Genomic DNA, 23,530 nt, shown 5'->3' with positions numbered 1-23,530 from the left:
GTATGGACTCCCTACATTCGCATGCCCCCCGCTACAGCCGCCGCAGCCAGGACATCGCGCCGTTTCATGTGATGGCGCTATTGGCGCGCGCCAATGCGCTGGAACAGGCCGGCCACGATGTGATCCACCTGGAGATCGGCGAACCGGATTTCACCACCGCCGCACCGATCGTCGCGGCCGGACAGGCCGCACTGGCGGCCGGACACACCCGCTACACCGCCGCCCGCGGCCTGCCCGCGCTGCGCGCCGCCATCGCCGGGTTTTACGCGCAGCGGTACGGCTGCGTTATCGATCCGGAACGCATCCTGGTCACTCCTGGCGGCTCCGGCGCATTGCTGCTGGCCAGCAGCCTGTTGGTCGACCCGGACAAACACTGGCTGCTCGCCGACCCCGGCTATCCCTGCAACCGGCATTTCCTGCGCCTGGTCGAAGGCGCCGCGCAACTGGTGCCGGTCGGCGCAGACACCGATTACCAACTGACGCCAGGCCTGGTCGACGCCTGCTGGAACGCCGACAGCGTCGGCGCACTGGTCGCCTCGCCGGCAAATCCCACCGGCAGCGTGCTGTCGCGCGCGCAACTGGCCGGCTTGTCGCAGGCGCTGCATGCGCACGGCGGCCACCTGGTGGTGGACGAGATCTACCACGGCCTGACCTACGGCATGGATGCGCACAGCGTGCTGGAAGTGGACGACAGCGCCTTCGTGCTGAACAGTTTTTCCAAGTACTTCGGCATGACCGGCTGGCGCCTGGGTTGGCTGGTCGCTCCGCCCGCAGCGGTGCCGGAGCTGGAGAAACTCGCGCAGAATCTTTACATCAGCGCCTCCACGATCGCCCAGCACGCCGCGCTGGCCTGCTTCACGCCAGAGAGCATCGCCATCTTCGAAGCCCGCCGCGCCGAGTTCCAGCAACGCCGCGATTACCTGCTGCCCGCGCTGCGTGCACTGGGCTTGAACATCGCCGTCGAACCGCAGGGTGCGTTCTACCTGTATGCCGATATCAGCGCATTCTCGGACGATGCCCAGGCCTTCTGCGCGCATTTCCTGGAAACCGAGCATGTCGCCTTCACACCCGGTATCGACTTCGGCCACCACCGCGCCAGTCAGCACGTCCGCATCGCCTATACGCAAAGCCTGCCGCGCCTCGAGCAGGCGGTGGAGCGGATTGCGCGTGGTTTGCAACGTCTTTGATCGAACCAGCGCCAGTGCGCACGGCGCCTCTCGTCGAACAGCGCCTGGACGTGGCCGCAGGTTCACTGCCTCGATGTAAACAGCCATGACTGTGATTTGCCGCTGCTTTTGCACTGCTGTTTGTGGCTTGGCTCGACTTAAAGCGAGGCCAGCGCCGCAGCCATGCGTGGCCGCAAGGGCACCCTGCTCGGCGTAGCCCGTGGCGTGCGCGCGTACCCTCATCCACCCTTCGGGCACCTTCTGCCGATGGGAGACGGAACCAACAAAAAGCCCTGGACCATTCGGCCCAGGGCTTTCTTCAACGCAGCACCTGATCAAGACAACTCGAACTACGGAGTTGCCTTGAGTCGACAACTCAATCCGCCAGCCGCTCCCACAGGAAGCTGTAGGCCAGCGCCGCCATGTGTGCGGCCTGTGCGTTGTTGGCCGCGCCGCCGTGGCCGCCTTCGATGTTCTCGTAATAGGTCACGTCCTTGCCGGCCTCGATCATCTTGGCGGCCATCTTGCGCGCGTGGCCCGGATGCACGCGGTCGTCGCGCGTGGAGGTCAGGAAGATCACCGGCGGATAGGTCTTGCCCGGGTCGAACAGGTGGTACGGCGAGAAGGTCTGGATGAACTTCCAGTCGTCGGTATCCGGGTTGCCGTATTCGGCCATCCACGAGGCGCCGGCCAGCAGATGGCTGTAGCGCTTCATGTCCAGCAGCGGCACCTGCACCACCACCGCGCCGAACAGCTCCGGATACTGGGTCAGCATGTTGCCGGTCATCAGCCCGCCGTTGCTGCCGCCCTGCACACCCAGATGCCTAGTCGAGGTGATCTTGCGCGCGACCAGGTCCTTGGCCACCGCAGCCATGTCTTCATAGGCCTTGTGGCGGTTCTGCTTGAGCGCGGCCTGGTGCCAGCGCGGGCCGTATTCGCCACCGCCGCGGATGTTGGCCACCACGTAGACGCCGCCCTTCTCCAGCCAGGCGCGGCCCAGTCCGCCGGAATAATTGGGCGTCATCGAAATCTCGAAACCACCATAGCCGTACAGCAGGGTCGGCGCGCTGCCATCGAGCTTCAACGCCTTGGGGCGCACCAGGAAATACGGCACGCGGGTACCGTCCTTGCTGGTGGCAAAGTGCTGCTCGATACTGTCCTTGCCGGCATCGAAGAACGCCGGCATGGCCTTGAGCGGCTGCGGCGCGGTACCCACCTCCACCCACGACAAGGTGGTCGGGGTCAGGTAGTCGGTAACGGTCAACCACAGCGCGTCGCTGTCGTCGCTGTCCACCGCGCTGACGTCGACGGTGCCGAACGCCGGCGCACCGACGAAGGCGCTCTTCTTCCAGCCATCCTGCCCAGGCGTGATCACGCTCAGGCGGTTCTTGACGTCTTCCAGCACGTTCAACACCAGGTGCGAACGCGTCCAGGCGATACCTGCCAGCGAGGTGCTGTCGGTGGGCTCGAACAGCACATCGAAGCTGCGCTTGCCGGCCATGAAGTCGTCAAAGCGCGTCGCCAGCAGCGAGCCGGCCTTGTAGGTCTTGCCGGCCACGGTCCAGGGTTCGCGCAGTTCCAGGGTCAGCCATTGCCGCTTGACCGACTTGCTGGCCGAGTTGGGCGCATCCACCTTGACCAGCTTGCCGTCGGCACCCTTGAGATACAGCTCCTCGTTGTAGAAGGCCAGCGTGCGGCTGACGAAATCGCGCTCGAATCCGGGCGTGTCGTCGTGCATCGCGGCGATGTACATGTCGGTCGGCTTGCCCTCGTACACCAGCGTGGCGGCGCTGAGCGGAGTGCCGCGCTTCCACTGCTTGGCGATGCGCGGATAGCCGGAGCTGGTCATTGTGCCGGCACCGAAATCGGTGAACACGTAGACGGTGTCCTGGTCGATCCAGCCCAGCCCGCCCTTGGATTCGGGGCGGAAGAAGCCGTCCTTGACCCACTGCTTGCCGGCCAGGTCGAACTCGCGGGTGACATCGGCATCGGCGCCGCCGCGCGACAGCGCGATCAGGCAGCGCTGGTAATTCGGGCGCAGGCAGTCGGCGCCGTGCCAGACCCAGTTCTCGCCTTCGGCCTTGTTGAGCGCATCCAGGTCCAGCACCGTTTCCCACTTGGGCGCCGGCTTGCGGTATTCGTCCAGCGTGGTGCGCCGCCACAGGCCGCGCTCGTGCTGCTTGTCCTTCCAGAAGTTGTAGTAGTACTCGCCGATCTTCTGCACGCCGGGAATCTTCGCGTCCGAATCCAGCACTTCGCGGATGCTGGTCTCCATCTGCTTGAAGGCCGGCGTGGCGGCCAGGCGCGCCTCGGTCTTGGCGTTCTGGGCCTTGACCCAGTCCAGCGACTTGGCGCCGGAAACATCTTCCAGCCAGGCGTAGGGATCGTTGGACACGGCGGTTTCCTCTGCAGAGACGGCGCCAGCGGTGATCAGACCGGCAACCAGGCAGATCGAGGCGAGTTTGGACATGAATGTTTCCGGGAGAACGAACGCCGGGAACGTAGCATAGCCCTCCGCCGCCCGACCCTGCCGAAGGTCAGGCCGCGCGCGCCTGTGTTGCCGCGCGCGACGTGCCACGTCGGCGTTGCGCCTGCGGCCCGCGCCGACGTGGCGCACCGCGCCGCGCACCTGGCCGTACCAGGGCCGGCAAGGCGAACCGGTGCAGGCTCCACCAGGCCAGCATCGGCATGCCGACCAGCCATAGCGGCAGCCAGCCGATCCACTCGCTGTGGCCGCGCGCGGCTGGCCACACCAGCACCAGGGCCAGGCCGGCCAGGGCGATCTGCCGGACCGGGCGCAGCACGCGCGGGTCGGGACGTTCGGAACGACGGGAAGGACGAATCGACATGGCGGCACTCCGTGGCAGGAAGGATCAGGACAGGCCGGCAGGATTGCCTGCGCCCATCTCACCGACTGCGACCTGGCGGCGAAAACCGGAGAGACCGCCTTGCCGGGTGCCGGCGCCGCGGTGCGATAACCAGTGCCAAGCCGCCGATGGCGCCCTCTTCCGCGCCCGGACCCAGGCCTACGGTTGCCGCGTCCGAGGCAGCCGGGTGCGCCAGACCCGACCGTTGACGCGAACTTGCCCCCTGCATGCGGTAGTGTGCTGCTCCAACTGCCCCTTTGTGATGTTGCGATGCGCCTGACCGTTACGATCGCCCTCGCTTTTCTGTTCGTCCTCGGCCTGCCCGTGGCATCCGCCAAGGACACGCCTGCCAGCGAGCCGGCGGTCGATCTGTCCAAGATCATGGGCACCTGGTATGTGATCGCACGCATGCCCAACCCGGTCGAGCGCGGCCACGTCACCAGCCGCGACGAATACACCCTGGTCGAAGACGGCAAGGTGGCGGTGCGCTATGTGTACCGCGAGGGCTTCGGCGAGCCGGAGAAAGAGGTCAACGCGCGTGCCTCGGTGGATGCCGAGAGCGGCAACCGCGACTGGCGGGTATGGTTCTATAAGGTCATCCCGGCCAAGCAGCGCATCCTGGAAATCGCACCGGACGGCTCGTGGATGCTGATCTCCTACCCCGGTCGTGACCTGGCCTGGATCTTCGCGCGCAAGCCGGACATGAGCCGCGACCAGTACCGCAAGCTGGTCGACAAGATGCGCGACGACTATTCCATCTACACCGACAAGCTCAAGCGCGTGCCGCAGCTGCGCGAGCAGGTGGACCGCCTGGGCTTTGAAGTGCCCAACAAGCGCTGACATTGGCGGGCCGGTCGGTTACCCGGCCGGCGTCGATTGTTCCAGCCGTCAGCCGACTGGATGCGCCGGTCGAGCAAACCAGGCGCGCGGCGTCGCGGCCGGCACCGATCTCCACTTCATGTGCCAGCCTCCTGGCGCGGTTTCCGGACGCAGCGCACAACACCGACGCGCGCAACCGGCGATGGCCATGTCAGCACGCCGTGGGGGCGCCGAATCAGCACCTCACTGCGCGCGGGCACCTGTCGCATGACGACTCGCACCCCGCGCCACGGCCTGGCCATGCTCAGTCGTAATTGCTCAAGGCCAACGACAGCAGTGCCTTGGCCTGCTCGCGCAGCGAGACCGGCTCGACGATTTCCGCATCCGAGCCGTAATGCAGCACGTCCATCAGCAGTTCGCGCGAGTTGCTGTACGGCACTTTGAGCTCGTAACGGCCATCGGCCAGAAAGCGGCCCTGCTGCTTGGAGTGCCAGTGCTCGTCGGCGACCCAGCGCGCGGCCTTGGCACTGAACACGATGGTCGCCCAGCCCTTGGGCGCGCCGGAAAAAATGCCGTAGCTGGCTGCCAGCTGCTCGTCCAGCTCGCTGTCGGGCACATCGCGCGGCACGCTCTCGAGCAGGCGTGCGTGATTGATGCGGTCCACCGCAAAGCTGCGCACGCCATCGCGGCCGTGGTCCCAGGCGTCCAGGTACCAGTTGTCGCGGTAGTGGGTGATACGCTGCGGGGACACCGTGCGCTTGGTCGATTCGTCGGTGGAACGGGCGCGGTAGTCGAAGCTCAGCTGCTTGCGCTCCAGCACGCCGGAGGCCACGGTGCGGAAGCTGGCTTCGTCCAGCTTGCGGCCGCGGTGCGGAATCACCCGCACCCGGTCCACCGGCCATTGCGACACGCCGGCCTGAGCGGCCAGCAGCCCTTCGATGCGTTGCTGCAGCGGCGCCAGCATCGAGGACAACACTCCGCCACCGGTGCGCGCCAGCAGTTGCTGGGAGGCCAGCAGCGCATGCAGCTCTTCCGAACTCAGCCACAGGCCGGGCAGTTCGAAGCGGTCGCTTTCGCCGGAGAGATAGCGGAACCCCGATTCGCCGTCGCCTTCCACCGGTGCCATCAGCGCATCGCGCAGAAACGCCAGGTCGCGGTACACGGTTGCGCGGGAACAGCTCAGCTCATCCTGCAGCCGCGCCACCGTGACCGGGTAGCGTGCCGATTTGAGCAAGCGATGCAGGGAGTTGATGCGTTCGTAGCGGTCCATGCGTCGATTATGTCCGAGTCTTTGCGTGGCAGGGTGAGCGTCGCTGTACACCGGCAATCATGCCTGGATCGGCGCCGCCACTGCGCGCGGGCGGGCGGGCCGCGGGCCTGCGGCGCGCGAAGGCCGGGCCTGGTTGCGATGCCAGCCGCTGCCGTTGCGCAAGCCGACGCCCGAACCCCTTCTGAAGCGCGGCGTTCACTTACTCATGACGCAGCCGCTCAGTCCGTTATCATGAAATCGCTTCCACCCTCTTTCGCCCCCTGTCCTCCAAAGCGAGCCGCCCATGTCCCGCCGTGCCCCGTTGTCTGCCCTGCTGCCGCTGTTGTTGATCACGCCCACCGTCTGGGCCCAGGCAGTCGCACCGGCCCCGGCGGACCCTGCCGCAGCCGTGATGCCGTCGCCGTGGGGTGGGAGCAGTGGCGAGCTCGGCTATGCCGCCGCCCACGGCAACAGCACCACCGACAGCCTCAATGGCCGGATCCGCCTGCGCTATACCGACGGTGACTGGATCCACAGCCTGGATGCCACCGCGCTGCGCTCCAGTTCCGAATACACCAACACCAACGACGACGGCAGCACCTCGCGCGAGCGCCAGACTACTGCTGAGCGTTACACCGGCAGCGCCGGCAGCGCGCTGCAGTTGGGCGAGCACCGCCAGCTCACCGCTACCGGCCGTTACGAACACGACGACTTTGCCACCTACGACCGCCTGGCCACCTTCGGTATCGGTTACGGCACGCGCCTGATCGATGCCGAGCGCTTCTACCTGGATGCGCAGATCGGCCCGGGTATCCGGCGCGCGCACAACAGTGACGAAGACCGCAACGAGACCGGGCTGATCGGGCGCGGGCTGTTCGACCTCAAGTACACCGTCACCGACAACACCGACCTGATCAACACGCTGCTGGTGGAATCGGGCGAATACAACACCTACGCGCAGAACGATTTCGGCGTGCAGGTCAGCATGAACTCGCACTTCGCGCTCAAGGCCGCCTGGCAGATGCGCCACAACAGCGAGGTCAGCGACGGCGACAAGAAGACCGACACCCTGACCACGGTCAACCTGGTCTATACGTTCAAGTAAACACCCGCGATCGGTAGGAGCGGACCTGGCCGCGACAGGCTTTCCCGGTAAAGCCTCTCGCGGCCGGGGCCGCTCCTACGAAGAGCGCAGCTTGCCGAAGAGGCCCCTGCGCGACGCGGTGGTCAATGGGCCCAGACATTCGACTACGCAACCGCGAGCGGTAGGAGCGGACCTGGCCGCGAGGGCGTTCCCGATAAAGCCTCTCGCGGCCGGGGCCGCTCCTACGAAGAGCGGGGGTTGCGTGCGGGCGGGCATTGCGTGCGTCGCGGCCAGGTCTGGAGCTTGCGCCTGGGCGCTGGCGTCGATACCGGTCGTGTTACCGGCTGACGCGACGGCGCGTTACAGCTCGGCCAGCAGCTGCGCGGCGCCCTTGTCGAACAGGCCTTGCGCGACCAGGCGGCCGAGGGCCTCGGTGTCGTCAGCGCTGCCGTGCGCCTCGGCGTGGATCAGGCGTCCATCGCTGGCGCTGCCCACCATGCCCTGCAGGAACAGGCCCTGCCCTTCCCAACGCGCGAATGCCGCCACCGGCACATGGCAGCTGCCGTGCAGCGCGCGATTCATCGCCCGCTCCGCTTCCACGCAGGCGCGCGTGCGGCCGGCATCCAGCACTGCCAGCAGGCCATGGATACGCGCATCGTCGCCACGGCATTCCACCGCCACCGCGCCCTGGGCCGGTGCCGGCAGCCAGTCAGGGACGTCCAGACGCGCAGTGATGCGCGCATCCAGGCCCAGCCGCTGCAGGCCGGCGCAGGCCAGTACGATGGCGTCGTAACCGCCGTTATCGAGCCTGGCCAGGCGGGTGTTGACGTTGCCGCGCAGGTCGATCAATTCCAGATCCGGGCGGGCCGCGCGCAGCTGCGCCTGACGTCGCAAGGAGGAGGTACCCACGCGTGCGCCCAGCGGCAGCGCCTGCAGGTTGGCATAGAGATTGGACACCAATGCGTCGGCGGCATCGCCGCGCTCCATGATCGCCGGCAGCACGAAGGGCGCGTCCAGCTCCATCGGCACATCCTTGAGCGAATGCACCGCGCAATCGGCCTCGCCGCGCAGCATCGCCAGCTCCAGCTCCTTCAGGAACAGGCCCTTGCCGCCGATCGCGGCCAGCGAACGGTCCAGCACCTCGTCGCCGCGGGTGCTCATCGGCACCAGCGCGACCTCCAGGCCGGGGTGGTGCTGGCGCAGCGCGGCGGCGACGTGTTCGCTCTGCCAGAGGGCGAGCGGGCTCTTACGGGTAGCGATGCGGAGCGTGGTCATCGGGCCATTATCACGGACCGGGCGCGTAACTCCTACCTGGGGCGCACGCCGGCGCCCGCAGCACAGTGCCACGACCGAGCAACGCACCTCAGCACACGTGACAGGTCACGCCCTAACGCAATTGCTCGCGCAGGCTGGCCACGCAGCGGCGGCTCACTTCCAGCGGGTGCGGCACGTTGCGCAGCACCGCGTGCACCTGGCCATCGCCGCTGCGGCGCAGTTCCACCAGCTCGGCGCGCGCGACCAGGCAATTGCGGTGGATGCGCACCAGGCGGTCGGCGAATTCGTCTTCCAGCGATTTGAGCGACTCTTCGATCAGGTCCTCGCCGCGGGCGTGGTGGACGATGACGTACTTTTCCTCGGCCTGCAGGTAGCGGATGTCGCCGATGGCGATCAGCCGCAGGCTGCCACGCAGGCGTGCGCACAGATGCGTGCGCAACGGCGGCGGCGTGGCGCTGGGCGCGCGCCCGGCCAGGAAGGTGGCCACCTTTTCCAGCGCGGCGGCCAGGCGTTCGGGGCGCACCGGTTTCATCAGGTAGTCCAGCGCGGCGGCATCGAAGGCCGACAATGCGTGCTGGTCGTAGGCGGTGCAGAACACCACCGCCGGTTGCGGCTGGCTCTGGCGCAGCAGGCGCGCGGTTTCCAGGCCGTCGACGCCGGGCATGGCGATGTCCAGCAACACCAGGTCCGGATGCAGGTGATGGCACTGCTGCAGCACCTGCTGGCCGTTTTCGGCCTCGCCGATCACTTCGACATGCGGATGTTCGCCCAGCAGCAGGCGCAGGCGCTCGCGCGCCAGCGGCTCGTCATCGGCGATCAGCACCCGCACTTGCGTGGCCGTCATGGACATCCCCCTTCGCTGCAGCGACTCCCCCGTCACGACAGCGGCAATGTGATCTCACAGGCATAGTAGCCCTCGGCCCAGCTGGCCGCCATCCGTGCCCCGGCCCCGAACTGGAACGCCAGCCGGTGCGAGATGCTGGCCTGGGCATGCCCGGCCCCGGCCACCAGCGGCAACTGGGTGCCCGGCTGCGGGGCCGGATTGACGATACGGATCTGCAACTGGTTGCCGCGCTGGCGCAGCGACAGGTACAGCGTGCCGCCCTCGGGCATGCGCGAGACGCCGTGCAGCACGGCGTTTTCCACCAGCGGCTGCAGCACCAGGCGCGGCATCGGCAGCTCCCACGGCAACGGCTCCTGCCGGTGCCAGCGCACCTGCAGGCGCTCGCCCAGGCGCAGCGATTCGATCGCCAGGTAGCGTTCGGCCAGTTCGCATTCGGCACGCAGGCTGGACATGCCTTCGCCGGCACCGAGCGCGGCGCGGAACAGATCCGACAGGTCCAGCACCGCCTGCTCGGCTACCACCGGGTCGCGGCGCAGCAGGCTGGCGATGAGATTCATGCTGTTGAACAGGAAATGCGGACGGATGCGTGCCTGCAAGGCATCGGCCTGGGCACGCGCATTGGCCTGCACCTGCGCTTCCCAGCGGTCGCTGACGTAGAAGTAGCGCAATGCCAGCGCGGTGATCAGCACCACCGTCGCCGCGCTGCCCAGGGTGAAGCGCCAGAAGCCGACCAGGGGACCGAGCGGGGCCTGGTCGAGCGCCGCGTACAGGGCGTGCACGATTCCGGCGCCGAGCATCGCCACCACCGCGGCGATCGACAGCGCGGCCAGCCCGCCCACCCGTGGCGGCAGCCGCGACAACGCCGGCCGCAGGACGCACAGCAGCACGCTGACCGCCAGCGCCAGCCATAGCGCCAGGCCGCTGGCAGAGACAAAGCGCGACAGGGTGATACTGCGCGCCGCACCGGCGTCGGGCACCAGGGTCACCACCAGCACCACCAGTTCGGCCAGGCCCAGCATGGCGCCCAACCGCGGCAGCCGGCACAGGTCCGGCATCCAGGCGGTCTGGGGCGCGTGCTGGGCCATGGCCTCAGGCGGCGGTGAAGCGCGCCTGCATCCAGGTGCGCAAGGCCTCGATTTCTTCCAGGCAGACCTGGTGGCCCATCGGGTAGGTGTGCCAGTCCAGTTCGAAACCGAGCGTGCGCAGGGTCTGCATGCTGGCCTGGCCGGCACCGAACGGCACCACCGGATCGGCGGTGCCGTGGGCCATGAACACAGGTTGGCGGGCAGCGACCGGCTGCAGCTGGCTGGCGGCCGCCGCCGGCTCGGGCAGATAGGTGGACAGGGCGATCAACCCGGCCAGCGGTACGCTGCGCTGCAGTCCGACCGCCAGGGTCACCGCGCCGCCTTGCGAGAACCCGGCCAGCAACATGCGCTCGGGGGCGATGCCGCGGGATTGCTCATGGGCGATCAATGCCTCGACCTGGGCCACCGATTCGGCGATGCCGGCCTTGTCGGCGCGCGTGGCGAAATCCATGCCGACGATGTCGTACCAGCCGCGCATGCGCACGCCGTTGTTGATGGTGATCGGGCGGATCGGCGCATGCGGAAACACGAAGCGCAGCGCCGGCCAGTCCGGGCGCACCAGTTCCGGCACCATCGGGGCGAAGTCGCTGCCATCGGCGCCCAGGCCGTGCAGCCACAGCACGGTCCATTGCGGGTTCGGTCCGGTCTCGCGTTCGATCACTTCCAGCATCATCCAGCTCCGCTTGCGGGCTGGGCATTATGCATGTCGCCATCGGCCGGGCCGATCACGGGCCGGTCGAGCCAGATGCGTCGACCGGTCTCGGCGCCCGTCGTGGGCGCTTTGCCTGGCGTGACAGGCGCGGAGGTCGCAACATGCACCGATCCCGCCATGCGCCGCTCGCACGCTCAGATCAGCGACGGCTCCAGCGCGGCGGCGCGGCGCAGCTCGGCTGCACGCACCAGCACCTTGGGCGGATCGAGCTCTTCGGGAATGCAGAAGATGCCGGCGCGGCGCAGGGCCAGGCCGGTGCGGCGCAACGAGGTCACAGCCACGACCGGGATCGACACCGCCATGCCCACGATCACCGGCGCCATCCAGGCCGCCAGCGATGGCGACACCGTATAGGCGACCGCGCCCATGAACAGGCCGAACACGGTCAGCCCGCCATAGCTGCGCAACAGTGCCGGCCACGACAGCTTGCCGTCGTCGCGCACCTGCGCATCCCAACCCGAATCCTTGCCGGCCAGCACCTCGAACACGCCGCGCGACTGCAGGTACATCACCACCGGCGCCATCAGCGCCGCCAGCACGGTTTCCAGCAGGATGCTCAGCAGCGCGCGGATGGCACCACCGCAGGCACGCAACTCGCGCGGGTTGAGCAGCAGCGCGATGTAGCCCAGCAGCTTGGGCGCCAGCAGCACGAACATGGTGCAGACGAAGATCCAGATCGCGTTGCCCTGGCTGCTGCCATGCCAGTAACGGGCGGGCGAGAACGGCAGGTCGCCGGCCAGATCGATCCCGCCGCCGGCCAGCGGAATGCCGATGCCAATCAGCATCAGCAGGCCCCACATCGGCGCAGTGAAGTAATGCCCGATGCCGATCAGCATGTGCATGCGGCTGATCCAGTGCAGGCCCTTGGCGCCGACAACCTTGGCGTGCTGCAGGTTGCCCTGGCACCAGCGACGGTCGCGGATCAGCAGGTCGGTCAGCGTGGGCGGGCCTTCCTCATAGCTGCCCTGCAGGTAGGGCACCATGTGCATGGCCCAGCCGCCACGCCGCATCAGCGCCGCCTCGACGAAGTCGTGGCTGAGCACATGCCCGCCGAACGGCTTGCGCCCGCGCAGCGACGGCAGGCCGGCGTGGTCGGCGAAGGCCTGGGTGCGGATGATGGCGTTGTGGCCCCAGTAGTTGCTCTCGGCGCCATGCCACCAGGCCACGCCGAAGGCGATGATCGGCCCGTACACGCGCCCGCCGAACTGCTGCATGCGGGCAAACAGCGTCTGCCCGTTGACCACCGCCGGCAGGGTCTGGATCAGGCCCACGTCCGGATTGTTCTCCATGCCGGCGACCAGCCGCACGATGGTGTCGCCGGTCATCACGCTGTCGGCGTCCAGGATCAGCATCTGCGGGTAGTTGCCGCCGAAACGGCGCACCCAGTCGGCGACATTGCCGGCCTTGCGCGCGGCATTGTCGGCGCGGCGGCGGTAGAAGATGCGCCCGTGTCCGTCGACGCGGTCGCACAGCTCGTTGTACACCAGTTCTTCGGCACGGCCGATGTGTTCGCGGGTGGTATCGCTGAGCACGAAGAAATCGAAATGCTCCAGCTGGCCGGTTTCGGCCACCGATTCGTAGATTGCCTGCAGGCCGGCCAGCAGTCGGCGCGGGTCTTCGTTATAGGTGGGCATCAGCAACGCGGTGCGCGTGTGCAGGGTCGGCAGCGGCGCTTCCGGGTCGATGCCGAGCTTGCGTCCGGCGCGCGCCACCACGGTGACGAAACCGGCCACCGCGCTGGCGAAGGACATCGCGATCCAGGCAAACAGCAGCACGAACAGGCCGAGCAGGCAGCCTTCCAGCACGCTGAGGCCATCGGGCCACAGCACGCTGAGCATCACCCACACCGCCACGGCGGTGGTGGCGAAGGTACCGCCGATCAGATAGAAGCGCCGCACGCCGATGCCGACCGGCGCGGTGCGCTGATGCGGCACCTGCAGACGGCCTTCGCGCAGGGATTGCTCGGGCATGGCCAGCGGCGCTTCCGGTGGCAGCGTGGGCTGGCCGGCGTCGAGGGCGGAAACGGGGGGAAGATCGGTTGGTGCGGGGGAAAGAGTCACAGTGCCGTCCATCAAGGCTGCCCGCCGCACGATCGCGGCAGTGTGGGCTGACGCGGGAGATCCCTACCCGCTACGCGTGGCGACGTCGCCGCATGCACCGCGGTCCGGGCGAGCCCGGCAGTGCGGGACCACGTCGCAGAATTAGCAGCTCTAAGACCACTCCGATGCACAAGCTCTCCTGGCTGCGACGATGACGTCGCGGCTCATCTTAAAGAATCGACCGTTAAAGGAAACGAAGGCCGCGCTGCAGTCTTCGCCCCACCCGACGAGGACCGCGCGGCAGACTACGCCGCAGCGACCGAACGCTACCCCAACAGATTGCAGCCTGGCACGCGTGCTGTCACGGGCGGCAAACCGCACTGTCATGTCAGACAAGTGCAAGTGATGTGCCAGGACCTGCAATCGGTTGCAGCGCCAGCCTGCCGGCGCGCGCGATCACGGCGATGGGCTGAGCGGATCTAAGGCATTCTGCCGCGCGTCATGGTGGATCGGAACAAGCGATGTGGGGTCTGGCCCACGTCGGCGCAGTGCACGAAGGCTGCGTTGCGCCTGTAATCGCCGGCAAGGACACCGCACCGGGGAGTTGGTCGGTGGCCAGGTGAAAAGCTGTTGGTCGAGCGATGGACATCAGACGTTGAGCCGCGTCGTTGAATGCATCGTGCATTGCTTGCACCGTGCCCACCGACCATCTCCGGTGGTCCTTGCACGCCCACCGTCGCGGGCTTTTACGCTGCATGGATGCCGCGTAAGAGCCTGCAGGGACGTACCTGCGGCGGAGGGATACTTCCCCTCCCCTCTCGCGAGCGAGTGTTCCGCGATGGTGGGCGGGCAAGGGCCTTGCAGCCAAGGCGCAGATCAACTGCTCTGCGCCTTCGTCTCTCGCCCGTGAGTGAGCACTGGCCCAAGGGATCAACCCTGCTATCAGCCGCTCTGCGAGCGACGCATGCGTGGCACCCGAGCGCGCGCAGACGCCCGCGGCCTCGGCCTTGAACTAGTCGACCAGACCTGCAAGCACCGGGCACATGGCTGTAGGCAGGACGCGGCATGCGCACATGCCGCATCGAACAACAGCAGCGCCGCCTGACGGAAGCGCTGCCGCTGTATCGGCCGGTGTTACTTACGCGCAGCCTCGCTGGCGTCGCGGGTGGCGCGGAACTCCGAATCGTTGCTCCAGTTCGGCCACTGGCGCGAATCGGCCAGTTGCTGGCCCAGCGCATACAGCACGCCCAGATCGCGCGCGGCGCCGGCGAAGGTCCAGTCCGGCTTCCACTCATCACCCTGCTGGTGATAGCGCTTGGCGGTGTAGTCGTCGGAGGCCGCCTTGCCCGCGGCCACGCCGCCCACTTCCCAATCCTGCCCGGCCGCGTAGGACAGCGCCGGCACGCCACGCTTGGCGAAGGAGAAATGGTCCGAGCGGAAGAAGTACCCCGCCTGCGGCTTGGGATCGGGCGTGTAGCGCAGCTTCCACTGGCCGGCGACGGTCTTGAGCTGATCGAGCAATTCGAGTTTTGCGGTGCCGTAGATGCCAAAATCGCGCGATGGTACGAACGGGCTCATGCCGTCCATGTTGATCACCGCCACGGTGGTGTCCAGCGGATACAGCGGCTTGGAGGCGTAGAACTCCGAGCCCAGCAGGCCCTTTTCTTCGGCGGTGACCGCCAGGAACACCACCGAGCGCTGCGGCTTGGGGCCGGCGGCAAAGCCGCGCGCCAGCTCCAGCAGTGCGGCGGTGCCGCTGGCGTTGTCCAGCGCGCCGTTGAAGATGGTGTCACCGCGTGCGTCCGGCTTGCCGACGCCGATGTGGTCCCAATGCGCGCTGTAGATCAGCGTTTCATCCGGATGCGTGCTGCCTGGCAGCCGTGCGACCACGTTGTGCGAGGTGATCACGTCGGATTTGACCTGGTAGCTGGCGCTCAGCCCCTGGCCCTTGAGTTCCACCGGCTTGAAGCCGCGCGTCTGTGCCTGCTTCTTCAAGGTGTCGAAATCCAGCCCGGCCTGCTTGAACAGGTCGGCGGCCAGATCGCGCTGGATCCAGCCTTCCAGGGTGGGATGCGCGGCGCGCGGGTTGTCGCGCACCACGTCGAACATGGTGTTGGTGTTGGAGCTGGCCACGGTGTCCCAGCCATAGGAGGCGGGCGCGGTTTCGTGCACCACCAGCACGCCGAGCGCGCCCTGGCGGGCGCCTTCTTCGTACTTGTAGGTCCAGCGGCCGTAGTAGGTCATGCCGGCACCGTCGAAGGCGCCCTTGCCGGTTTCGAAATCCGGGTCGTTGATCAGCACCACCGCGATCTTGCCCTTCAGGTCCACACCCTTGAAGTCGTCCCAGTCGCGCTCCGGTGCCTTGACGCCGTAGCCGACGAACACCAGCGGTGCGTTGGCGATGTCGACCTTGGACGAGCCATCCAGCGCGGCGCGGATGGCGATCTGCTTGCCCTGGGTCAGCGCCTGCGGCTTGCCGGCATGCTGCAGGGCGATGGTCGGCGTGCCGACGATATCGGCGCGGCGCAGCGGCACCGCCTGGGTCCAGGCGCGCTTGCCGTCGGTCAGATCACCGCCCGGCTGCAGGCCGGCGTCTGCGAACTGCTTGCTCAGGTAGGCAATGGTCTTTTCCTCGCCGGCGGTGGCCGGGCCACGGCCTTCATAGGCATCGGAGGACAGCTCCTTGACGTCGCGCGAGATGCGCGCGCCATCGAAGCTCGGCGTCGCCGCCATCAGCGCGGTCGAGACCGCCATCGCCAGCATTCCCATTGCAACGCGTTTGGTAACAACTCGCTTCACTGCAGCACCCAGGTAGTGTCCGAACAGCCCTGGAGTGTAGCCACTGCGACGTTCGATCGGCTATGCACGACGACAGGCGATGCCCGCCGTCGCGCCAGCGCCACTGCCGCTCAGAACAGATCGACGCTGCCGACCTGCTGGGCGACCTGCTGCATCTTTCCGCTGGCCACCAGTTCGGCGTACACCTCGGTGCGATTGCGGCCGTGCTGCTTTGCCCAGTACAGCGCCTTGTCGGCCTCGTCGAGCAACTGGCTGATCAACTGGCCGTCGGTGAGCTCGACGATGCCGGTACTGAGCGTGACCTTGCCGACCTGCGGAAACACCTGCTCGGCCACCGCCATACGGAAACGCTCGAACAGGCTCACCGCGATGTCGCGGTCCACGCCGCGCAACACGATCACGAACTCCTCGCCGCCGAAGCGGAACAGCAGATCGTCCTGGCGGAAGCAGCGCTGCATCAACTGCGCCACCAGCAACAGCACCTCGTCGCCGTACAGGTGGCCGAAGCTGTCGTTGACGCGCTTGAAGTGATCGATGTCCACGATCCCCAGCCACACGCCTTCGCTGGCCGCCGCGTCCGCACCACCGGCGAACAGGCGCAGGATCACATCGTCGAAGGTCTTGCGGTTGCGCAGGCCGGTCAACGCATCGCGCTGGGCATCGTCGAGCAGGCTGCGGTAATTCTGGAAAAAGCGCGCAAAGCCCTGCAGCATCACCTGTTCGGCGGCGCCGGGTGCGCGCGAGCCGCCCACGCGCAGGCAGGTGCGGATGCCGCGTGCCTCCATCATCGGGTACACCAGCAGCGCGCGGCCGTCCTGCTGCAACTGCACCACATCGCCCGGCCCGTGCAGGTCGGCCAGTTGCGCGCGCATCTGCGCGTCGTGGATGTCGGCCACCGTCAGCGACAGCCGGCCATCCTCGCGCAGCCGCGTTTCGGCCATGGTGCGGCCATCCGGCGCGATGCGCAGCAACGACAATTCCTCGGACGCGCAGACCTCGCGCATGGTGCGCAGCAGACTCAGGTCGAGCAGATCGGCATCGCGGATGGCGGTCAGGTCCACCATGCGTTCCAGCAACGGTGCCGTGGTCATTGCCGCACCATCCCGCGGGCAGACGCAGGCCCGCAGCGCCGGTCACGGCACGCGGGCACACCTCTCGGGCTGGAACGCACTGGCATCACGACGGGTTACCGGCAGTCTCGATGCCGGTTCATCGGCGCTGAACGCGCGAACTTGAGTCCGCCCGCCGGCCGGCGCAGCGCACGGCCAGCCGGCGTACACGGATGTGCAGGCGCACAACCGGCCGGCGCACCAGCGCGCTTACGGCAGTGCGGACTCCAGCGCATCGTCGCCCAGCGCGTGCGCCTGCATCAGACGCCGGCTACCGGCATTCAGCCCTTTGACCTGGACGTCCAGCCCATGATGACGCAGCCGCTGCACCACCTTGTCCAGCGCCGCCACCGCGGTGATGTCCCAGAAATGCGCGCGGCCGACGTCGATCACCACTGCGCGGCCAGGCACCTGGCGCGCGTCGAAGGCGTCGATGAACACGTCGGCCGAGGCGAAGAACACCTGCCCGCGCACGTGGTAGGTACGCACGCCGTCGTCGCCGTCGCTGTGCGTGATCTGCAGCAGCCCGGCCACCTTGAAGGTGAAGAACACCCCGCTCAACACCACGCCCACCGCCACCCCGGCGGCCAGGTTGCGGGTGACCAGGGTCACCGCCACGGTGGCCAGCATCACCACGCTGGAGGTGCGCGGATGGGTGACCACGGTGCGCAGCGAACGCCAGTCGAAAGTCTCGGCCGAGACCATCACCATGATCGCCACCAGCGCGATCACCGGTACCTGCGAGACCCACGGCTTGAGCAGCACCATCAGGATCAGCAGGAACACCCCGGCGAACAGGGTGGAGAGACGGCCGCGCCCGCCGTATTTCACGTTGCCCACGGTCTGCCCGATCATGCCGCAGCCGGCGATGCCGCCGAACAGGCTGGCAGCGGTGTTGGCCAGACCCAGCCCGGTGCACTCGCGGTTCTTGTTGCTCGGGGTGTCGGTGAGTTCGTCGACCACGCGTGCAGTCATCAGCGATTCGAGCAGCCCCACCATCGCGATGGCCAGCGCCGGCAGGGCGATGATGCGCAAGGTCTCCAGCGTCAGCGGCACCGCCGGCCATTGCAGGACCGGCAGCGCGTTGGGCAGCTTGCCCAGATCGGCCACCGTCTCCAGCGGCAGGTGCAACGCTGAGCCCAGCCCCGTCAGCACCAGGATGCACAGCAGCGGCGAAGGGATTGCCGACACGCCCGGCAACGGCAGCCGCGGCAGGCCGTAGATGATGAGCAGGCCCAACGCCAACATGCCCCAGGTGGCCAGGTTGGCGTGCTGCAGATGCGGCAGCTGCGCGGCGAAGATCAGCACCGCCAGCGCGTTGACGAAGCCGGTGCGCACCGAGCTGCTGACAAAGCGCATCAGCACGCCCAGCCGCAACAGACCGAACAGGATCTGCACCGCACCGGCCAGCAGCCCGGCCGCCAGCAGATAGGGCAAGCCGTGCGCGGCCACCAGCGGTGCGGCCACCAGGGCCACCGACCCGGCCGCAGCGGAAATCATCGCCGGGCGGCCGCCGAAGAACGCGATGACAATGCCGATCACGAACGACGCGAACAACCCCACTTGCGGGTCGACGCCAGCCACGAACGCAAAAGCGATCACTTCGGGAATCAGCGCAAAGGTAGCGACCGCACCGGCCATCAGTTCGCGCGCAGGCGAGGCGCGCCATTGCGCCAGTTCGGCACGCAGAAAGGACATTGGAAGACACTCCGGGGACAGAAAGGACAGCCTGCGGACAGGCGACAGCGGCGATAGTGTGCGCGAAAGCGACCCGGCCCGCAGCCTGCGTGTGACCGGTGCGGCAATGCGCCTTTCTGTGGTCCGGATCACGCCAAACGATGCGGCCGCGGACCAAGATGCCCCCCTCACCGGGTTCGGGTGTCGAGCCGGGTTCGCTAGGGAGACCACCATGTCCATTTTCAGGACTGCCAGTACGCTCGCACTGGCCACCGCGCTGGCGCTCGCCGCCGCACCGGCCTTCAGCTACTCCATCAGCAACAACAAGATTGTCGACGACAGCGGCAAGGTGGTCCAGCTCAAGGGCGTCAACGTGTTCGGCTTCGAGACCGGCAACCATGTCATGCACGGTCTGTGGGCACGCAACTGGAAGGACATGATCAACCAGATGCAGGGCCTGGGCTTCAACGCCGTTCGTCTGCCGTTCTGCCCGGCCACCCTGCGCAGCAGCACGATGCCGACCAGCATCGATTACAGCCTCAATGCCGATCTGCAGGGTCTGAGCTCGCTGCAGATCCTGGACAAGGTGATCAACGAATTCAACGCGCGCGGCATGTATGTGCTGCTGGATCACCACACCCCCGATTGCGCCGCCATCTCCGAGCTCTGGTACACCGGCTCGTATTCCGAAGCGCAGTGGCTGGACGATCTGCGCTTTGTCGCCAACCGCTACAAGAACGTGCCCAGCGTGATCGGCCTGGACCTGAAGAACGAGCCGCACGGTGCCGCCACCTGGGGCACCGGCAACGCGGCCACCGACTGGAACAAGGCCGCCGAGCGCGGCTCGGCCGCGGTGCTGGCGGTGGCGCCGAAGTGGATCATCGCGGTGGAAGGCATCACCGACAATCCGGTCTGCTCGACCAATGGCGGCATCTTCTGGGGCGGCAACCTGCAGCCGCTGGCCTGCACGCCACTGAACATTCCGGCCAACCGGCTGCTGCTGGCACCGCATGTGTACGGGCCGGACGTGTACGCGCAGGCGTACTTCAACGACAGCAACTTCCCCAACAACATGCCGGCGATCTGGGACCGTCACTTCGGCCAGTTCGCCGGCACATATGCGCTGCTGCTGGGCGAATTCGGCGGCAAGTACGGCGAAGGCGACGCACGCGACAAGGTCTGGCAGGACGCGCTGGTGAAGTACCTGCGCAGCAAGGGCATCAACGAGGGCTTCTACTGGTCGTGGAATCCCAACAGCGGCGACACCGGCGGCATCCTGCGCGACGACTGGACCAGCGTGCGCGAAGACAAGATGGCGCTGCTACGGACGCTGTGGGGCACGGTGAGCAGCACCACGCCGACGCCCACACCTACTCCCACTCCCACTCCGACGCCGACGCCGACACCCAGCGGCAGCTTCAGCACCAAGGTGAGCGTGGACAGCCAGTGGAACGGTGGCTACTGCAATCGCGTGCAGGTCACCAACACCGGCACCGCCAGCGGCACCTGGGCGATCTCGCTACCGGTCACCGGCACCGTCAACAACGCCTGGAACGTCACCTGGTCGCAGAGCGGCAGCACGCTCAAGGCCAGCGGGGTGGATTTCAACCGCACCCTGGCCGCCGGTGCGACGGCCGAATTCGGCTTCTGCGCGGCAGGCTGATGCAATACGGCGGGCACGCAGTGCGTGTCCGCCATTACCTTGCAAGCTGCCGACAGTCTGCAAGTCACCAATGTCGCGTCACCCATCGATCGCTGGATCGATGCCCATGACCTTGTAGGAGCGCCCCCGGGCGCGATGGGGCGTTATCGGTAACGCCCCATCGCGCCCGGGGGCGCTCCTACATTGCAGCTGCCGCAAGCGGACGCTGCCGCAATTAGCATTCAACCCGCATGTGAATCAGCCGCTATTCATGACATAGCGCCCTACGCGCGTTCTGGATGCCGTTGCCATGCCTGTTGTCTCCCTGTTGCGTCGTCACGTTGCCAATCTCCCGCTTACCCGCAAGTTCGTGCTGTTGTGCAGCTTGTTGACGGTGGGCGTGATCCTGCTGGCAGTGGCCGCGGCCCGCCTGCAATACCTGGACCTGATCGAGGCGCGCAAGCTCAGCGTCAAGACCGAGGTGGAGATGGGCCTGACCGTGATGCAGCACTACGCAGACAAGGCCAAGGCCGGCGAGCTGACGGTCGAACAGGCCAAGGAAGCTGCGCGCACCACGCTGGCGGACATGCGCACCAACGACGGGGTGGATTACTTCTTCATCGTCGACCCGCAGATGCGCATCCTGATGCATCCCAAGCGCGCCGTTGGCACCGACATGAGCGACTACAAGAGCGATGCCGGGCAATACGTCTATCGCGACATCAAGACGGCGATCGAGCGCGGCGACGGCTTCAGTTACTACGACGCGCCCAAACCGGGCAAGCAGGAACAGCTGCCCAAGATCAGCTACGCCAAGACCTTCCCGGCCTGGGACTGGGTATTGGTGATGGGCGTGTACGCCGAGGACATCCAGGTGCAGGCCTGGGGCTTCACCCGCACCCTGACCCTGATCGGCGGCGCCTTGGTGGCGATGGTGATCGGCCTGTGCTGGTTGATCGCCTCGGCGATGGCCGCACCGCTGCGGGCAGCATCGCGCACCGCAGAGGCGATCGCCTCGGGCCGCTTCGACAACGATATCCGGGTTGAATCGCGCGACGAAACCGGCCAGCTGATGCACAGCATGCAGCAGATGCAGACCCAGTTGCAGCGCTTCAACGGCGAGATGCAGACCATGATCCGCCTGCAGCAGGGCGAGAACATCGCGCACCGTATTCCGGAGGATTTTCCCGGCGATTACGGCACCCTGGCGCATGGCGTGAACACGGTGGTGTTCGAGCATCTGGATGCCATCAACGAGGCGATGGACCTGATGGGCGAGTACGGCCGCGGCGATCTGCGCCGCGACATGCGTCGCCTGCCCGGCCAGCGTGCGGCGCTGCACGAAGCGCTGGACACGGTGAAGAGCAATCTGTCGGCGATCAACAGCGATATCGCGCGCCTGGCCGACGCGGCCGCACGCGGCGACTTCTCCGCACGCGGCGAGCAGGCGCGCTACCAGTTCGCATTCGCTGAAATGGTGCAGGCATTGAACCGCCTGATGCAGCAGGCCGATGCAGGCCTGGACGACGTCGGCCGCATCATGGCCGCGATTGCCGATGGCGATCTGTCGCAGCGGGTGGAATCGCATTACGAGGGCGCATTCGGCCGCCTGGCCAATGCGGCCAACCGTACGGCGATCCAGCTGACCACCATCGTGCAGGGCATCCAGCACTCGGCCGAGATGATCAACACCGCCGCCGGCGAGATCGCCAGCGGCAATGCCGACCTGTCCACACGCACCGAGCACCAGGCGGCGAACCTGGAAGAAACCGCCGCGTCGATGGAAGAACTCACCTCCACCGTGCGCCAGAACGCCGACAACGCGCGCCAGGCCAATCAGCTGGTCAAGGGCACCGGCGAAGTGGCAGAAAGTGGCGGCCGCGTGGTGCAGGAAGTGGTCAGCACCATGCAGGCGATCACGCAATCGTCTGCGCGGATTTCCGACATCATCGGAGTGATTGACGGCATCGCGTTCCAGACCAACATCCTGGCCTTGAACGCGGCGGTGGAAGCGGCACGCGCTGGCGAGCAGGGTCGCGGATTTGCGGTGGTGGCCACCGAAGTGCGCGCGCTGGCGCAGCGTTCGGCCGGCGCGGCCAAGGAGATCAAGCAGCTGATCTCCGATTCGGTGGAAAAGGTGGCGCAGGGCTCGGACCTGGTGCAACAGGCCGGCAGCACGATGACCGAGGTGGTCAGCTCGGTGCAGCGGGTGACCGACATCATGGCCGAGATCACCGCCGCCAGCACCGAGCAAAGCGCAGGCATCGAGCAGGTCAGCACCACGGTGATGCAGCTGGATGAAATGACCCAGCAGAACGCGGCGCTGGTGGAAGAAGCCACCGCTGCGGCACGCAGCATGGAAGACCAGGCGGCGGATTTGACCCGCGCAGTGGCAGTGTTCCGGTTGGTGCCGGAGCAGGCTGCGCTGACGCAACGGCGCTCGGTGGTGCAGGCGGCTTGATGGATGCAAAGCCCCTCTATCTGCGGAGCGAGAAGACACCGCTTACGCGCCACTGACGCGCGTGACGCAAACGCGGGCTGGGGGCGCGAAGCGGCGGTCCGGGGAAGGATGCCCCGAAAGCCGCATCTGCATCAGAACAAGCACGTCATCGAATCCAAAGAAGCTGACCAGACCGCAGTTCATCGGACAACCGTGCAAGGCACACGGCTCGCAACCATGCACACCGACCATCTCGATGGGTCCTTGCGCGCCTACCGTCGCGGGAGCTTACGCGGCATGGATGCCGCGTAAGAGCCTACAAGGACGTACTTGCGGCGTGTCCTGCGATGGTAGGCGGGCAAGGGCCCTGCAGCGACGTCACAGATCCTCCGCGCTGCAACTGAGCTATCCGCATTGCAAGTCGGTCGAAGTGCAATGCTCTAGAGCAACCAAGACTTCGACTCGCGGCGGCGTTGAGACTTGATTAGGTGCTAGGTCAAACGTTCGGTGAGTTGAGCGCGCGGCGCCCTCACCGCTCGCGGGACACGCCGTGAATCCGTCCATGGAGGCTCCTTGGCGGCATCCATGCCGCCAAGGGTCCCGCAATCGGCAAGGACACCGCGCGAGAGAGCTGGTCGGCTGCTTTCTTGAAAAGCTCGCCGACTTGCGCTGGGAAGATGACCCGACGCGCAATTATCCGAACAGCGCTTACAGCACATCGCT

The 23,530-nt window shown here is 67.0% G+C and carries 16 protein-coding genes; 5 read left to right on the top strand and 11 right to left on the bottom strand.

Annotated elements, in window-relative coordinates; translation table 11 throughout:
• Positions 1–2: 2 nt before the first annotated feature.
• Positions 3–1,187 carry a pyridoxal phosphate-dependent aminotransferase gene (locus ABQ039_RS03180; RefSeq protein WP_349778145.1) on the top strand — a complete coding sequence of 395 codons (1,185 nt, stop codon included), beginning with the start codon at positions 3–5 and terminating at the stop codon, positions 1,185–1,187.
• A gap of 355 nt (positions 1,188–1,542) precedes the next feature.
• Here ABQ039_RS03180 and ABQ039_RS03175 read toward each other — a convergent pair whose 3' ends face one another.
• Both ABQ039_RS03175 and ABQ039_RS03170 read right to left on the bottom strand, forming a co-directional pair.
• The gene (locus ABQ039_RS03175; RefSeq protein WP_349778144.1) at positions 1,543–3,636 is read right to left on the bottom strand and encodes a prolyl oligopeptidase family serine peptidase; all 2,094 of its coding nucleotides are present in this window, start codon (positions 3,634–3,636) and stop codon (positions 1,543–1,545) included.
• Between the two features lie 67 nt (positions 3,637–3,703).
• Positions 3,704–4,015 (bottom strand): hypothetical protein, encoded by a 312-nt coding sequence (locus ABQ039_RS03170; protein ID WP_184610146.1) that lies wholly within the window; start codon positions 4,013–4,015, stop codon positions 3,704–3,706.
• A 288-nt stretch (positions 4,016–4,303) separates the two neighbouring features.
• Between ABQ039_RS03170 and ABQ039_RS03165 the strand changes: the two genes are divergently transcribed.
• A complete protein-coding gene (locus ABQ039_RS03165) occupies positions 4,304–4,873 on the top strand; it encodes a lipocalin family protein (RefSeq protein ID WP_039523352.1) in 570 nt (189 codons plus the stop codon).
• Between the two features lie 283 nt (positions 4,874–5,156).
• Here ABQ039_RS03165 and ABQ039_RS03160 read toward each other — a convergent pair whose 3' ends face one another.
• Positions 5,157–6,122 carry a YafY family protein gene (locus ABQ039_RS03160; protein WP_024940221.1) on the bottom strand — a complete coding sequence of 322 codons (966 nt, stop codon included), beginning with the start codon at positions 6,120–6,122 and terminating at the stop codon, positions 5,157–5,159.
• Positions 6,123–6,405: 283 nt separating this feature from the next.
• On the opposite strand from ABQ039_RS03160, the gene ABQ039_RS03155 reads away from it, so the two are divergent.
• A complete protein-coding gene (locus ABQ039_RS03155) occupies positions 6,406–7,206 on the top strand; it encodes a YdiY family protein (protein WP_024940220.1) in 801 nt (266 codons plus the stop codon).
• Positions 7,207–7,545: 339 nt separating this feature from the next.
• Here the strand turns inward: ABQ039_RS03155 and hemC are convergent, their stop codons facing one another.
• The 8 genes from hemC to ABQ039_RS03115 form a co-directional block, all read right to left on the bottom strand.
• Complete coding sequence (hemC, locus tag ABQ039_RS03150) at positions 7,546–8,460, bottom strand: hydroxymethylbilane synthase (RefSeq protein ID WP_065032133.1); 915 nt, start codon at positions 8,458–8,460, stop codon at positions 7,546–7,548.
• 112 nt (positions 8,461–8,572) lie between these two features.
• Positions 8,573–9,304, bottom strand: coding sequence for a LytTR family DNA-binding domain-containing protein (locus ABQ039_RS03145; RefSeq protein WP_016903806.1), 732 nt, complete (start codon positions 9,302–9,304; stop codon positions 8,573–8,575).
• Between the two features lie 32 nt (positions 9,305–9,336).
• A complete protein-coding gene (locus ABQ039_RS03140; protein ID WP_024937790.1) occupies positions 9,337–10,389 on the bottom strand; it encodes a sensor histidine kinase in 1,053 nt (350 codons plus the stop codon).
• 4 nt (positions 10,390–10,393) lie between these two features.
• A complete protein-coding gene (locus ABQ039_RS03135; protein WP_167708383.1) occupies positions 10,394–11,062 on the bottom strand; it encodes an alpha/beta hydrolase in 669 nt (222 codons plus the stop codon).
• 173 nt (positions 11,063–11,235) lie between these two features.
• Positions 11,236–13,173: a glucans biosynthesis glucosyltransferase MdoH gene (mdoH, locus tag ABQ039_RS03130; protein ID WP_039811277.1), complete on the bottom strand. Its 1,938-nt coding sequence runs from the start codon at positions 13,171–13,173 to the stop codon at positions 11,236–11,238.
• 1,101 nt (positions 13,174–14,274) lie between these two features.
• A complete protein-coding gene (locus tag ABQ039_RS03125) occupies positions 14,275–15,903 on the bottom strand; it encodes a M28 family metallopeptidase (RefSeq protein WP_179465001.1) in 1,629 nt (542 codons plus the stop codon).
• A 146-nt stretch (positions 15,904–16,049) separates the two neighbouring features.
• Entirely contained in the window at positions 16,050–17,030 is a 981-nt protein-coding gene (locus ABQ039_RS03120; RefSeq protein ID WP_039523346.1) for a diguanylate cyclase, read from the bottom strand.
• Between the two features lie 228 nt (positions 17,031–17,258).
• On the bottom strand, positions 17,259–18,746 hold the full coding sequence (locus ABQ039_RS03115; protein ID WP_184610144.1) for a SulP family inorganic anion transporter: 1,488 nt from the start codon (positions 18,744–18,746) through the stop codon (positions 17,259–17,261).
• Positions 18,747–18,957: 211 nt separating this feature from the next.
• Here ABQ039_RS03115 and ABQ039_RS03110 point away from each other — a divergent pair, with 211 nt between their 5' ends.
• On the top strand, positions 18,958–20,388 hold the full coding sequence (locus ABQ039_RS03110) for a glycoside hydrolase family 5 protein (protein ID WP_115043074.1): 1,431 nt from the start codon (positions 18,958–18,960) through the stop codon (positions 20,386–20,388).
• 307 nt (positions 20,389–20,695) lie between these two features.
• Positions 20,696–22,828, top strand: coding sequence for a methyl-accepting chemotaxis protein (locus tag ABQ039_RS03105; protein ID WP_184610465.1), 2,133 nt, complete (start codon positions 20,696–20,698; stop codon positions 22,826–22,828).
• Positions 22,829–23,530: the final 702 nt, after the last annotated feature.

Source organism: Xanthomonas sp. WHRI 6108 (genome assembly GCF_040202385.2).
Classification (GTDB): Bacteria; Pseudomonadota; Gammaproteobacteria; order Xanthomonadales; family Xanthomonadaceae; genus Xanthomonas; species Xanthomonas arboricola.
This window is presented reverse-complemented; position numbering and strand designations above follow the sequence as displayed.